The organism is Pseudomonas sp. PS01299, assembly GCF_029960145.1.
Lineage (GTDB): Bacteria > Pseudomonadota > Gammaproteobacteria > Pseudomonadales > Pseudomonadaceae > Aquipseudomonas > Aquipseudomonas putida_A.
The window spans coordinates 1-15,000 of sequence record NZ_JASCPO010000143.1; the positions used below are offsets into that span (position 1 = coordinate 1).

4 protein-coding genes are annotated in these 15,000 nt (G+C 62.2%); 2 read left to right on the forward strand and 2 right to left on the reverse strand.

Annotated elements, in window-relative coordinates; all coding sequences use genetic code 11:
- Window positions 1-238: 238 nt before the first annotated feature.
- Together QMX91_RS21180 and QMX91_RS21185 are read left to right on the forward strand one after the other, a co-directional pair.
- Complete coding sequence (locus QMX91_RS21180; RefSeq protein WP_003225628.1) at window positions 239-430, forward strand: hypothetical protein; 192 nt, start codon at window positions 239-241, stop codon at window positions 428-430.
- On the forward strand, window positions 420-689 hold the full coding sequence (locus QMX91_RS21185) for a type II toxin-antitoxin system RelE/ParE family toxin (protein WP_098964236.1): 270 nt from the start codon (window positions 420-422) through the stop codon (window positions 687-689). Before QMX91_RS21180 ends, QMX91_RS21185 begins: the two co-directional genes overlap by 11 nt.
- Window positions 690-753: 64 nt before the next feature.
- Here QMX91_RS21185 and QMX91_RS21190 read toward each other — a convergent pair whose 3' ends face one another.
- Window positions 754-13,251, reverse strand: a complete 12,498-nt coding sequence (locus tag QMX91_RS21190; RefSeq protein ID WP_282413304.1) for a filamentous hemagglutinin family protein — start codon at window positions 13,249-13,251, stop codon at window positions 754-756.
- A 191-nt stretch (window positions 13,252-13,442) separates the two neighbouring features.
- Window positions 13,443-14,552 (reverse strand): substrate-binding domain-containing protein, encoded by a 1,110-nt coding sequence (locus QMX91_RS21195; RefSeq protein WP_225135218.1) that lies wholly within the window; start codon window positions 14,550-14,552, stop codon window positions 13,443-13,445.
- Window positions 14,553-15,000: the final 448 nt, after the last annotated feature.

The window sequence follows — 15,000 nt, forward strand, 5'->3', positions numbered from 1 at the left end:
GCTCGCGAAAGCGCCGTGTCAGGCAACGTATTGGTTACTGACAGATTGCTTTCGCGAGCAAGCCCGCTCCCACAGGTGTGATGAAGCCTACAGACCCCGTGGAAATGCCCACTTGATCCACGGAAACGTCTGACTGCGTTATCGCTCGCACCAATGGATACTTCGCACTTCGTCTTGCCAGTGACGACAGCGAGCCACATCCCCCTTAGACTGCTTCACATTGATCATGGAGGTCACTATGAGCGCCGAACTTTCCCTTATCGTTTCAGACTTTGAAACCCCAGAGCAGGCCGCCAGCTACGATCGCTGGTTCCGGGCACAGGTACAGGCCTCGATGGATGATCCGCGGCCCAACATCCCCCACGAGCAGGTGATGGCCGAGATGCGCGCCCTCATCGAATCGAAACTCAACAAAAACAGTGCGGGTTGACTGGCGACCTGAAGCTCGCACTCAACTCTGGCAAACCCTGAACTACATCGCTGACCGTAACGCCGTTGCGGCCAGTCAACTGAACGCCGCCATCGAAGCGGCTATCTCCGCCCTCCCACTTCACCCCTACCTTTATCGCTTCGGCAAGGTCGCCGGCACCCGGGAAATCGTTATCCATCCCAACTACGTCGTGGTTTATCGGGTGACCGAGCGGATCGAAATCCTGAACGTATTGCATGCTCGACAAGGGTATCCCTGAACCTTCCCGCCTACACAAAAAAAGGGCGACCAACCGGTCGCCCAAAGTACTACACGAGAGTCTTTTACAACGTCAGCTGCCCGCGTTCCTCCTCAGTCAACTGCTGCTTCGCCTGTTCATCCAGTGCCCCCGCTCCCAGCACCTGCACCGGGCTGTTCGGGTTGTAGCCGGTCGCCGGCGCACGACTGGCACCATCACGGCTCGGCGCCAGTTGTTCGTTGCCGAAGCTCAGCACCTGCACGGTGAACACCGACGCCTGGTTCTGCCGCGCCGCTGCTTGCTGCTGACGCGCCACGTCCTCAGCGGCCTGGGTTGCCGAAGATGCCGCCGAACTGGCCGAGGTGATCGCCCCGGTGTTCACCGCAGCCACCACCGGTACGCCACTGGTCTTGCCTTGCACGGCGATGTTGGCGGCGTTGACCACGGTCAGCGCGGCGATGTTGACGTTGCCCGAGACGCGAATGCCCGCCTCGCCCGCATCGATGGTGCCCAGCGGCGCGATCAGGTCGATGTCTCCCGGCGCCACTTCGGCAATCGGGTTAAGGGTGGCGATACCCGCACCGGTGCTCGGCACCGAAGGCGACAGGGTTACATTGCCCCAGGTGTCGTAAACCCGTTTCGGCGGGGTGTAGACCACAGTGGTTTTCGAGCCGCGACCGGCGTTGATGTCGCCCTCGGCCGACCAGCCGAGGATCGAGCCGCCGAAGGTGGTCATGATCCGGCTCTGCCCCAACAGAATACTGCCCTGCGAGTAGAGCTGAATGTTGCCCGCCCCCTGCGTAATGATCCCTGCCGTGGACGGTGGCGCCGCGCCTTCGATGCCGAACACCTGACCACCACCCGGTGTGAGCATCTGGATATCGCCGCCGAACAGCGTCTTGACCCCTGCTCCGCCATACAGCGTGATGTCGCCGTCGTAACGGAGTGGATTGCCCGCCACATCGGTGCTCGGGAACAGTGCGGCAATGGCGTTGCGACCGCGCAGATAACTGCCTTTGCGCGGACCGTCAGCGTCGTTGTATTCCAGGCCGCCGGCGCGCAGTTCGGCGAAGTACACCTGACGCGCAAAGATCGCCTGCTCGGCACTTGGCAGCGCGGCATAGAACGCCTGTGCCTGCTCTGCGTTGCCGCTGAAGCCGTAACCGAGGGTCAGCCAGCTCTGCAACTCGTCGAGGTAGGTCTTGACCACCTTGCCCGGCTGGCCGTTGAGAGAGGCATTCGGGTCAGCAAGGTTCTGCGGATTCAGGTAACGGGCGATGAACTTTGTGTAATCCGGCCCCTGCGCGCCTGCGCCCGCCTGCAATACCACGCTGGCACCAGGCCGCAGATCCCCGGCCACTATCGAGCCGAGACTGGTGATGCTGGCGCGGTTTTCCATCAGGATGTTGCGCCCGGCATTGATATCCAGCGTTCCAGGTCCGGCGATATCGAAGCTGCTGTAGAGAATGTCGCGGCCCGCCGAGACGCGCGATACATCTCGCAGGTCATTGTGGACGAACAGGTTGCCGGTGGAAAAAATGTCCTCCTTGCCGCTACTCATTTCCACTGTCGGCACGGCCGCAGGCTGCCCCAGGGCAGTGCCAGAGGCAACGATGTCGCGTCCGGCGATCATCCACACAGGCCCCGCCGCTTCGTACCAGGTGCGTCTGGAAGTGGAAAAGCTCAACGTTTCGCCACTGCGAATGCCCACCAGGTCCCCCGTCAGCGCATAGAATCGCGCCGGCCCCTGTACGTCGTTCGATCCCGAGTAGCTGTTGGGACCATAGGCAAACAGCGGATATCGCACGTTGCCCTCTGCCGCCACGCCATCGTCGCTGTAGTTGGTGCGCAGCGGTTTTCCGGCGTTGCTGTTGGTGTAAGCATTGAATGCCGGGTTGAACGGGGTAGCCACGGCCATCGGGCTGGCCCCCGACTGGTTGATCGCATAGCCACCGGCGTAGATAGAGTCACCTGCCAGCAGTTCAAGCTGCCCCGACTTCGACGGCGCCAGAAGCAGTGAGTAACCTTGCAGCGGGTAGTTGTTTACGCCAATGAATGTCGCGGACGGCCCTGCATAGATGGACCCCTGCCCCGCCACCGCGCGCAGAATCGACGGGTAGACAAACCGGCCATCGGTAGGCGAGGTATTGCGTCCCGTGATCAGGCCGTTGCTGGTACTGAACTCGGATATCTGTGTGCCCGGCGTCAAGTTCCCGCCAGCCGAGAACAGATCGATTGCGGTGTGATCCGTCCACAATGAGAAGCCACTCAGGGTGCCGCCCTGCTCAACGCTTGCGTCGGCCGCCATGATCGGGCTGGCGTTCATCAGACTCACTCGCCCAGGATCCGCGGCACCGCCCAACACCAGATCACCGCGGCTGCTCAGGCTCATGCCCGAGTCACCCGGAATCAGCACCACGCCTCCGGAAGCACTACCGGTGGTCGAGGTAAACGGATCAAGTGCGCGGGTTTCCCGAAGATCATTGAACACAGCGCCGGCGCCGTACTGCAGGTTGATGCCGCCGAGTGCTCCACCCGTCATGTGTGCCGCGCCGCGCAGGTTGATCAGCGCGCCCTGCAGATCATGATTCGGTTGGCCGAAGCCGGTTTCTCCGGCCCGCGCTTGCAGCGAAGGGTTGAGCGTGCCGCCGATACGAATGTCCATGTCACCACCACCGGTCATCTGCACGCTGCCATCGCTGGCGACTCGACCGGTGCTGCCTACCGCGACGATCAGCCCCTGACCGCGCGGGTAGTTAACGGCATCGCCTAGCGGTTTGAGCATGCCGGCATCACCACCAGCCCGCAGGCTGATATTGCCACCGCCCAAGGTACCGAAACCGGTGAAACCCACCAGGTAGGGTTCAGTGTTGATCACCCGATCTGAGTTCATTTGGGTGGAATAACTGCCGAAGTTGATCCACCAGGCCGTGGGCACATCCGGGTTTCCCGTGCCTTGACGCCACAGCCAGTTGCCCACTGCCACACTGGCCATCTGCTCGCGGAACCCGCTCGCTGTCGATTGGGCTTTCGTCCCGACCGAATCACCGGAAACCGAGCCACCGGCATTGATTGTCAGGTTGCCGCCCATCTGCGGATACCAGGCCTGATAGAGGCTGTCGCTGCCGCCGTCGACCCATTTTTCATAAGCGGCACCGGCCGTACCCAACACCGAATCGTTATCCGAAAGATGCCCGCGCGGCAGGTTATAGAGCGGATCGATATTCGTTGATTGGGTGCCGGCGGTGTATACGCCGAACGGTGAATCCATGCTCAGATTGCCGGCGGCGATCAGGTCGAGATCACCCGTGCCGGTGCGCAGAACACTGAACATCTGCATATGGGCCTTGGCCGTTTTCCCGGGATTGTTGCCGATGCACAGTTCCGGCTGCAGATCACAAATGAATTGGGCCTCCTCGGGAACCGGTTCGTAGTCCGGCCCCATTCCACTGCCTGGCGCCCAGACCCAACGGGCCATGGGTACGCACAAGTCGGCAATCTGCTGGCAGTACTCGAGCATGTCATCAGGGACCGGCTCGTAGGGCGTAAAGAACGGATTATCCGGAGCCCAGACCAGCTTGCCCGCCGCCGTGGTGATGTTGACGCCGTAATGACTGTCCGCCAGCCGCAGATTGCCTTCCGGGGTCAGCGGTTTGACCGCACGACTATCGGCCGCAGCCAGATCTGCACCGGCGACCACGCGCATCGACCACGACGCACTGCCCGACGGCAGCATGCTGGCCACCGCCCAGTTCTTGCCCTGTTGTGTGCCGTTGAACGGCCGCAACTCGATCAGCGAAGTGCCTTCGGCGAGCTTCACATCGGTCATCGACGGAATCAGCGAACCGCGCAGCAAGGCCAGTTCGCCCTTTAATTTCACCCCGGCGAACGTAGTCAGATCTGCATCGTAAACGCTGGGCAACGGCACACCCTTGGGCCAGTTCATCGCTTGCAGGGCGGTGGCCTTGTTCAAACGGATCCCGGCACCCAGGCGAGTGTCGGCAGGCAACGTCACGCTGTCGCTGAGCAGCGTACCGGCGGCGTACAGCAGATGACCGTTGCTGTCGTGAATCGCCCCCGCCAGCACGGTGCCGGCGCTGAAGGTATACGCCTCAGCCAACACTGCCTGAGTCGGCAGCAACGTGCCGCTGGCCAACACCGCGCCCTGAAGGGTCACGTCGTAATTGAGCGTGGCGCCTATCGGGAACTGCGTGCCTTCGGCCAGCGAAACACCGCTGCCCGGCACAATCAGGTCGCCACCGAATGGCTGCACACCGGCAATCAGTTTCCAGCCGGCATCGTCCTGGGTTTCCGGCGGCGGCGCGAACCCGTCGTTGATGCTGCCGTAAATATCGAGGTTGCCACCGGCGCGAATCACCAGGCTGCCAGCTTCTCCGGAACCATATACGGAGGGGTTCAGCTGCGTGTGCGGATTGAGACTGGCGTAGCGGTAACCGGACAAATCCAGATCGCCCTCCACCACCAGATCACCGTCGGCAGTCTTGCTGGCGATCTCCACACCGGGCCGCAAATGGAACGCATCGGCATACGTGGCGTTGTTCAACCCGGCGAGTTTGCGTTGCAGCAGATCGTTATTGCCCAGTGCGGCGTTGATAAAGTCGTTGCTGTCGCCATGAATGCGCTCGAGCATGGCCTGATCAATCACCTGATACGGCCGGCCACTGACCGCCGGATCGACACCCTCGCGGGCATCGGTGTAGCGGCGCATACCGTTGAGGCCGATGGAGCGAGCGCCCTGAATGGTCAACACACCATTGGCGTCGATGGCGATGTCATTGCTGCCCAGACGCGGCGCGTTCAGCTCCAGCGTACCGCGCAGCATTCCATCGTGTTGCCCGGCAAGGAAACCGGGCACGGCATCGGTGCCGTGGCGCAGGTCGATCCGCGCGCCGTTGCCCAGCGTGAGCAAACCATCGCCTGAACTCAGTTCAACCGTGGCACGGTTCGGCGCATCGATGATCTCGCCGTAGCTGTCGACCCGCAGCACGCGACCATGGGCATCAAGCACGCTATTGCCAGCCAGCGTCAGGCCATTTTTCGCCGACAGACGAATGCTGCCGACACGTTCGCCACTGGCGTCGATCAGACCAGCCACCGTCAGGCTGCCATTGTCCACCGACACATTGATCTCACCAGCCTTGAGACCGTCGCCGATCACCAGATTGCCTTGTTTGAGTTGCAGGCTGCGGCTGCCGTAAACCTGCCCGGCATTCAAGCGCTGGTTGAGCGCGGCAAACTGCTCAGTGGCGTCACCGCCCAGGCGTTGCGCGCGAATGTCCACGCCACCGGCCTTGTACGGCACCAACGTGCCCCCGGCGTCGTAGTAACCGCTGCTGCCGCCGACAATCTCGCCTTGCAGATCGACCATCCCGGCCGCATCGGCCAGAGCGACGACGCTGAGGTTACCGACCTGATTGTTCTTCGCCGACAGGTCGATCCGCGAGCCCGCAGCCTGACGGATATTGCCGTTGGCGCTGTACAGCGAGACATCGCCGCCCCAGCTGTATTTGCTGACATCGTTGAACGGCAAGGTCCGTCCGGCCATGTCCAGCACGGCACTAGTGCCCAGCGTCAAATCGCCCTCGGACTTGACGGTCAGCTTGCCGCTGCCCAAGGCGATACGGCTGTCCAGCACGATATTGCGGGCTTCAAGGTTCAACTCCGCCCCCAAGGCATTGGCCACCCCGGCAGCCCCGGCGCCGCTGAGCGTCAGGCTGTTGCCGGCCTTGAGCAGGCTGACCGATGCCGCCTCACCGGTGAGCAACGGCGTGCGCAGGTTCAGATTGCCGCCGCTGTAGCGGTAACCCGTGAGCGGATCGTAGGCGCCCTGCTCCTGATACACCGCCAGGCTGCCCTTGTGATTGGCGGTGATGCGCTCGCTGGCGCTGAGGTTGACGTTGGTGAACCCCAACGCCAATCGATTGTTCTGATCCAGACCGCTGGCCTGAGGCATCGGTCCGTAACCCAGTTCGATCCGCTGGGCCTGAATGTCCAGCGTGCCGCTGCCCGTACCGGCGCCACCGGTAATGACGCTGCCGGCGCTTTGCGTCGCGCCGTTCCAGATCAGGTTGGCCGTGCGGATACTCGCCACATCGTTGGCATCGCCCAGACCATAGATCGCCGGGGTAACCAGCACCAGGTTCTGCAGTTTGCTCTGACCGGTCTGTGGATCGATCGTGTCGAGGCTCACGCTGCCGTAGAAATTGAAGGCATCGCGGGTGGTCAGGCTCAGGGTTTCCAGCGCTGGCGCGCCATATTGGATGTCGCCACGCAGCAAGCGGTCGAGTACGTTCTGGTTGAGCGTGAGGCCGGCGGGCACGCGGCTGCCCGCCGCTGCAAGTGCTTCGGCGCTGCCGGTATTGACCGAGCCGACCGACAATGCCAGATGACGGGTGCCGAAACGCACCGCCTCACCGAGTTCGAACTGGTTATCCGTGGCGGCAGTGATGCTTCCGTTCGAATACAGCAGGGCCGGATTGTTGCACGCACTCGCTGCGCAAGTGCCGATCCGGATGCTGCCCGCGCCGCTGATGCCGCTGGCCGCTTCCGGCGCCAGCACATTGGTCCAGCCGTTGGAAACGACCAACAGGCTGGAACCTTTCGGCTCATAAACGTAACCGGCCAGCGAGTCGTAGGCCACGTTGCCACGCCCCAGCGTATTGATCCCGCCTCCCGCCTCGACCGTGATGCCGCCAAGCGTTGACGTGGTACGCAGCAAAACCTGCGGCGCAGACAGAATCGCCCCTTCACGCAAGACAATACTTTCACTCGCGCCCAGGAAGCCGATGATGTTAGCGGTCGTGTTGTACAAGACATTCGGCATCGCACCGATGGTCAGCCGCCCCGCGTTGAGGCTGTTGAGCGTGTCGGCGTACAGCGACACACCGTTGAAACCCGGTGTCGATGCACGGCCCGCACCCAGTATCTCGAAGCTGCTCCCGGCGTTGCCGCCACGTACCACCGCTGTGCCGGCCATGCCGCCCTCGGCAGCCTCGAACAGCGTGCGCCCGTTGAACTGCAAAGCGATGTCTTGCTTGCCGCCGGAGGCCAGGCGCAGATCCAGTGTCTTGCCGTCCATGGGTGCCAGCGCACGCGGCACACCGCGCCGGGCGGCGTCGCTCTGGATGAATTGAGAGAAACCGGTTTCGTTGTACTGCGAGTAACGACGCAACACATCGGCTGACGTGAGAATCAACTGACTGGCCAGGCTGTCACGCAGGCCGGTATTGGCAATCGACATCTGCCCGCTGCTGGTCCATGAACCATTGCGCAGTGGCAACGCCCCCGTTGTCACGCCGGGTGCTGCCTGACCGTTTACCTCAACCCGGAACGCACCAGGCATCAGGGCAAACGTTGACGGCAACAGTGTGTAAGTACCCGCCGCCAACCCCGGCACACCGGCGCCAATAGTGATCTGCTGGCCAATGCGCGGATCGCCCGCACCCGCTTCGGCCAGCATCGGCGCGTAGCTGCTCTGGTTGCCGGGCACGATGGCATACACCGGGTTGCTCGCCAGCCCCGGCAGGCTGAAGGTGCCGTCAGTCGCAGTGCGCACCAGCGGGTTGAAACGTGCATCGGTGGAACCCCCGCGACCGGACACGAAACCGGCGCCACGCAGATCGCCACCGCCGGACAGGTCGATGACCGCACCGCTTTGCACATCGGCGAACTGCGTGCCGATCGACACGCCTGATGTTTCGCCGGAGATGCCGTTGAGCACCACGGATTTGCCGTTATAGCGATAGTCGATACCGTCCGTGGTGCCACCGTACGGCATGACCAGACCGGCACCGCTGACCGAAGTCAGACTGCCCGGCAGAAGACGAACCTCGTGAGTGGTGCTGAGCAAATCGTCACCCAATACGATCTTGCCCAGCGGTGCACGCAAGACACCGCCCTGTTCGATGTACGCGGCGGAAAAAATCAGCTTTCCGAATGCCGAATACGGCACCGCAGTCGGTGCCGCGCCGTGGCCGCTGATCCGCAAGGTGTGTTCGGAAACCGGGACGGCGCCCTGATAACCGGCACGCACCTCAGCCTGAATGCCGGTGGCGGGATAGATCTGCGCCGCACCGAGGTTCAAGTCGCCCGGCGTCCACAGCCTGGTTTTCTCCGCACCATCATTCGGCGCGAGGAAGCGCAGGTCGCCGCTGCTGTCGAGGCTCACCAGACCGAAAGCCCGACGGCTGTATTCAACGGCCGGCGCCTGCCGTTGCAGGATCGAACCCTGCACCCCGAACGACAGGCCATTGCTCACATCCAACAGGTTCGCGCTGGCATTGAACGTCGCGTCGGACAATCGAGTCGTCGGGCCTGGGAGCAAGCGTGGGCGTACCATGCCAAAGCCGGCAAAGTAGGTGCCCACCCCCGACAGACGCAGGTATGGAGCACTCAAATCAACCCGTGCCGAGCCTTTGGAATTCTCGGCGAGAGACAGCGCTGCGGCGAACAGACTGAGGCTCTGATTCATGCGCAGATTGACGTCACCGTCAAACGACAACAGACCGTTGCTCAGCAGGCTGAGATTGTCGAAACCGCCCGTCATCAAGCCATCGGCACTCAAGCGGGCCTGACCGTAACGCAAGCCATCGGCGCCTTCGCCGGGTTGCAGGTTCGCGGGCAGCAGCTCGTTTTCTGCCGCTTGACCAATGATCATTTCCCTCGGCGAGCGCACCGCGTTGCTCGCCGAATCGGAATACAACGGCGTCTCCAGCGCCAGTTCCAGACGACCACCGGCCGCCCCGACGCCACCCGCCGCCGCACGCAAGTTGCCTTCAACGAAAAGACCGTTATAAGAACTCAAACTGATGCGCCCGCCGTCCGTTGCGATACGCGTCGGGCCTTGACCGGCGATATCCAGAACAGCCTCGGTGCCCGAGGCATCCAGCCGCGCGCCCGGACGCACAATCACGTAGGCATCGGCAGCCGTGGCGGTTGCCAGCTTCGCATCGATCTCGCCGCCGATGATGAGGCTGCCGCCCTTGCCGACCTGCCCGTAAGTGCGGCCCAGGGTGTCGGTCGCCGTATTCGCACGCCCGGCGACATCCAGCACGGCCTGCTCGCCGATCCAGATCGAGCGGTCATGTGCGCTCGGATCAGCCGTTTGAATCGAAGTGGCCGGCTGGATCGAGCCGAATTGTTGCTGACGAATATCGATCGTGCCGCCCCACGCATTCAGTTCACCATCGACGGTGATCTGCCCGGCACCACGCAGCTTGATGCTCTGCCCCGGGTCGACGCTGATGCGCGAGCCACGGCCCAGGGTCAGCGAGCTGTTGGCCGCGTCTATCAGACCGACCAGCGTCGCGCCACCTTGCAGTGTCAGGCTGGCGCCGGCGCGTTGGGTCAGCACGCCCTTGGTCGGGTTTTCCTGGAACAGCGTCGGTGTCCACAGCTCCAGCGCCGTGCGCGGATCGACGCCACTGACCTGGTTGGGTGCCGCATCACCGAAACGGTACACCGGCAGGGTCACATCAATCGCGGCGCCTTCGGCAACGCCGAGCCCGTTGAGACCGATCAGGTTGTAGGCGGAGAACCCCTTACTGAACAGATCGGTGGACAGTTGCAGGGTGTTGTCTGCCAGGGCTTTATCCGTCTGGCCGACGAGAATCCTGTTGGCCTGCACCGTCAAGGTGCCACCGCCCGTGACGCCATAACCGCGCAGTTCGCCATCGAGGTTCAGATGCGATGTGCCCGGCGCGGAAATAGCGCTCGACTCCAGCGTCAGATCACCACCCTTGCCACCCCGGGTCTTGCCATTGGCGAGTATGGCGCCACCGGAAGAAACGTCGAGCAGGCTGCCGGCAGCGACGTCGATATCACCGCTGCTGCGGATCGATATCAGGCCACCGTTCAGATACGCGAGGCTGGCGTTATCGTCCGGGTTGGTGCGCAGGTTGCTCCACAGCCCTCGGGTGTCGAGATGCACGCCCTCGACGATGCGGGTTTGCGTGGTTTTGTCGGCTTGGGCCGCCAGGCGAGTGTCGGTGTTTGCGCCACCATTGAACTGATTGAGTACGTTGCCCAGACGCAGACTGCCACCGCGAGCAGTCAGGTCGGCGCCGATCTGAACATCCGGGGCGTACAGGGTAATGTCGCCACCGCTATCGACCGTAAGCGCACCGTCAACGGCGATCTGATCCTTGGCCGAAACCTTGAGCGCACCGAGGCGCAACCCGCTGAGCTGATCGTTATCAAGATACAGCTTGCCCTTACGGGTATCGGACACCGCGCCGGTGAGGTCCGGATCATTTCCGGCAACCGGGCGCTCGCCACCAATCTGCACCTGACCCAGCGTCGGATTGAGGGTGTAGAGCAGGCCATTCGACGCCGCGACGAAGGTCGGGTCGTAACTGCCGACGATCAACTGCGCACGCCGGGCCAACGCGCTCTGGCTCTGCTGATAGCCGTCGAGCACCGGTTTCGGCGCCTGGTTCTGCCGTTCGCCCTGATACACCTCGCCGATCATTTGCCCGTCGAGAACGGCGTTGGCCGTGGCGATCACCAGTTGTCCGGCGTCACGACCCACGGTGTAACCCGACTCGAAACGTGAACGCGGGGCAATCAGCGGGCTGTAGTAATAACGGGTCTGGCCCCAGCGTTGGCTGCTGTCTTCATAGCCTTTGTACAGGCCGGTGTAGAGCAGGTCCCCCGGAGCACGCGACACTTCATACAACTTACCGTCGGCGCCACGCAGCCAGCTCTGGCGAATCTCGCCGCTTTGCACATCCAGGGTGCCGCCGGACAGGTTGATCAACGAACCTTTTTCCGTGACCACGTCGTTGCCGGCAAAACTCACCGTGCCGCCCTGAGCCATCCATTCGCCGACGCTGTGGCCCTGAGTGCCGAGATAACCACCGACTTCCAACAGGCCACCGGCGGTGTACCAGCGATCCGTGGCGTAGCCGTTGGTGCCGGCCGGCACATACACCAGATCGCGCACATCGACCCAGATGTCATTGCTGTTGAGCGCGCCTTTCTCGCGGTTGACCGAGGCATCGCGCTGCTCGTTACCCTGCACGTTGATCTTGATGCTGTTGTTTTCCATCGCCACTTTGACGCCGAGGGCACCGGATACATCGATCATTGCGCCGTCGCGCACCAGGCTGCGGCGTTGTGCATTGACCGCGACCTGGCCGCCGGTGGCCAGGGTGATCGAGCCGTTCTGGAACTCGACACTGCCGCCGCTCTGAATCTCGATACGCGACTGGTCGCCACGGATCCGGTTATTGGCCGTGACGCCCGTCAGCGCGGCCTGATGCTGGCTGTCGAGGGCGGTCAGGTCACTGCTGTCGAGCATGATGGCCGTGGCGCTGCCCTGTCCCAGCGTCACGCTGCCGTTAGCATCGGTGCTCGGGTTGGAGAGGTGAATCGTGCCCCGCGTCGCCACTGAAGTGCTGGCAAGCAATACGCCGTTTTGCACGACCTCGTGCCCAGCCATTGTGATGTCGCCGGTAGACGACTGGATCAGTCCGTTGTTAGTGACTTTGCCCGCAACGGCACCGGCCTTGAAGCCCGGAATGACTTCGCTGCCGAATGTGGTGGACAGCGCATTGCCCTCGGTGCCCGAGCCTTTGCGGATGTAGAAACGGTCGCCGGCCGCCAGCACGGTCTGGCCCTTGATGGTGTTGATGTTGCCGTCGTTCTGTACGTCGCTGCCGAGCAGCAAGGCATAACCACCGGCAGCGGTAGACGATGCCGGCTTGTGGGTGTCGATGGAGGCACCGCGTTCCACCAACACCTTGCCGGCGGCATCGGTGAACGTCGGCTGGGTGCCGGTGCTGTCGAAATACAGCCCACGATCACGGAACTGGATATCGGTGATGTTGGCGGCAGCGGCCACCAGGTTGCGCACGTTGACCTGACTGCTGCCGCTGAACACAATGCCGTTACGGTTGATCAGCATCACCGTGCCGTCGCCCTTGATCTGGCCCTGGATCTGACTGGCCCGGGCATTCGGATCGTTGACGCGGTTGAGCAGCGCCCAGTTCGACTGCTGGGCGAAATCGACCGTGGTATTGCGACCGACGTTGAAGGTTTCCCAGTTAAGAATGGCCTTGTCGGCGGTCTGCTCGATTGTCACTGTGGTTTTGCCATCGACCTGGGTCTGCTGCGGACCCTTCGCGTTCTGCCAGCCTTGAGTCAGGCTGTTGTCGACCTTTAAGCCACCCTCGCCCAGGCCGTCCGGCACGAACTGCACCGTGCCCAATGCGGCGGCGCGCCCGGCCGCCTGCGCCGCTTGTTGCGCGGCAATCGCGGCGACGGTGTTATTCAAGGTCTGAATCGAGCGCTGCAACTGCGCATTGGCTTTTTGCTGCTGGGCCAATGGCGGTGTCATCCCCGGCAGCCCCCCCACGCTCGGACGCGCAGCCGCAGCCTGTTGCGCCGCACCCTTGGCGGCAAACCAGCTCGAACTGAACGCCGTTTGCGCCTGCGCACTGCCCGCCACCAGACACAACGCCACCGCGTGCGCCAACGGCTTGAGCAGCCACAGCGTCGGATCCAAGACTTCACGTTTGGATGACAGAGCGTTGGTACGACGACGGGATGGGCGAACGAGCATCACTACGAGATCCTTTTTTGATTGCCACATATGGCCGCAGGCGCGCAAAAACCTGCTGTTACGACATAGGCCGTTGGCGGAGGGCGCGACCGAACGGATGTCACACAAACTTCATGTTCGGCGTGTATTCGAGCCAAAAAAAATGACGGCAACCCGAAGGTTGCCGTCATCGGCGTTACGACCGCGCGAGCTTACAAAGGACGACCGATAGCGTTGCAGACGCTGGCGTTGTTGATGTCCAGGTTGTTGCCCGAAGTGTTGGTGATGAAGTTGGCGGTCACAGCGGTTTTCCAGGCGTTAGGTACAGCGACGAATTTGTGAGCCTGGGTCGCAGTGTTGTTGCCCGGGTTGCTGTAGTGCTGGGTCAGGAAGGCTTTGACGTCCGCGGCCACGGCTGCATCCTTGTAGCACTGACCGAAGATGAAGTTGGTGTAGGCAGCCAGTTTGTAACCCGAAGTCGGGTTAGCAACCACTGGCGACCACTTGGACGGATCGGCAGCATCGATAGCATTCGCCGGAGGATTGACCGACGACAGCGCCAGCGTCACGTTGAGCGCAGTCGGCTGAACACCGTTGACGCGAGCAACAACAGCGTTGCTGGTGGCATCGACGCCGTCCGGACCTACATAACCGATGGAACCGTCAACCGCGTTCACGGCAGTGGCAACTTCGGAAGTGTTGGCGACGCCGACCCAGTTCGAAGGCAGAGCGATGCCGCCGATACGAGCGCTGGTGAAGGTGGAGTTGGTCGCAAACTGAGTCGGGCAGACCGAGTTCAGGTGACGAGTCAGGATTTCCGAAGTGCCGCTGGAAACGTTGCGATAAACGACGCGGATCGTGGTCGCGTCGGAAGTACCCAGCAGAGCACCCCAGGTGGTTTTCTGGCCCGAGAACACTTCGCACAGCTGAGCGCTGGTCAGGTTCAGCGCGGTCTGGCCGGCTTTTTTGTATGGGATGGCAACCGAAGTGGCCACCGACGGCAGTTGAATCAACGGGCCGTACGAAGCGTTGTAAGTGTTCTTGTAGGTGCTGAGTTCCGCAGCGCTGAGGATCGAGTCGCTACCCGCGAAGTGCACGGTGCCGGTGGTGCTGAAGCCGGCCGGGTTGTTGGTCAGGAAAGCGGTCTTGCCACCGCCGCTGCCGATGGCCGCGTAGCTGAAGTTGGCAGGCAGGATGCTGTCGGCCGAACCTTTGTACAGAGCGGCTGGCAGAGTTGCACCGCCACCGGTAACGGCCATGGCTTGAGCGGAAGCCAGGGCGGCGACGGTCAGGGAAGCGGCGATCAGAGTGCGCTTGAACATGAAGAATCTCCTTTTCAACGATGGTTGTGAACACAGGTTTTCAGGGGTCTTGCATGACACTGGGAAGACTCACCGCTGACCTTCGCAAGCGGGGTCCGTGGTTAAGTCGCACTGAGAAATTCGCAGTTTCCGGTGACAGATAAAGGAAAAAACCTCGGGAGCTGCGCGGGGTTTTTCAGGGGGGTTTCTCGGGTGTTTGCGGGAGATTGAGAGGGGGCTGGATCAGCGGTTTGACGCAATCAGGCTACAGCCGTTGAAGGCTGGTTGCAGATGACAGAAAGGAGAACCCGAGGATGGTTCTTTTGAGGGTCGGGTGATGCTGAAGTATTGGAAAAAAGTCTGAATTATTTGTTGTTCTGACTGGCGCCTTCGCGAGCAAGCTCGCTCCCACAGGTTCTTGTGGTGTGACATATATTGCATTAACAACTCTGTCCCCTGTGGGAGCGGG

Excerpts from the sequence above, each read along its gene's own strand:
- QMX91_RS21180 (WP_003225628.1), top strand. The coding sequence starts at position 239 with ATGAGCGCCGAACTTTCCCTTATCGTTTCAGACTTTGAAACCCCAGAG.
- QMX91_RS21190 (WP_282413304.1), bottom strand. The coding sequence starts at position 13,251 with ATGCTCGTTCGCCCATCCCGTCGTCGTACCAACGCTCTGTCATCCAAA.
- QMX91_RS21195 (WP_225135218.1), bottom strand. The coding sequence starts at position 14,552 with ATGTTCAAGCGCACTCTGATCGCCGCTTCCCTGACCGTCGCCGCCCTG.